Consider the following 406-nt stretch of genomic DNA (forward strand, 5'->3'; position numbering starts at 1 on the left):
ACATGACGCATACGTTTACACTTTGTGCGATTGTATTTGTCCCATTCTTTTTGTACTTGTCGGCGCACTTCATCCATTGCCCAATAGATATAACGACTAAAATGAAAGTGGTCTGCCACAATAACAGGTCGACCTAGTGATTGACGAACAGCTGCTTTAAAACTTGGATTCATATCCATGACCACTATCTCAACATCTGCTCCATACTGACTTAAGTAATTTTTTATTGTTTCTTTTTTACGATTCGGTAAAATATCAATCGGTTCGCGCGTCTCTGCATTCGCAATTATTAGCTGATACGCACCTGCATCTGTATCGCCTTTATACTCATCAATCGCAATCGCTTTTGGTAAACGTACACCCTCTACTAATTGTTTATTCGCTACCTTTTTAAAACGGCGAAAGA

General features: G+C 39.2%; 1 protein-coding gene. It reads right to left on the reverse strand.

Annotated features, from left to right (window positions below):
- A partial coding sequence (locus tag PVA17_RS25100; protein ID WP_274069382.1) for a transposase occupies positions 1 to 406 on the reverse strand: 406 nt, incomplete at both ends.

This window comes from Lysinibacillus sp. CNPSo 3705 (assembly GCF_028674935.1).
Lineage (GTDB): Bacteria > Bacillota > Bacilli > Bacillales_A > Planococcaceae > Lysinibacillus.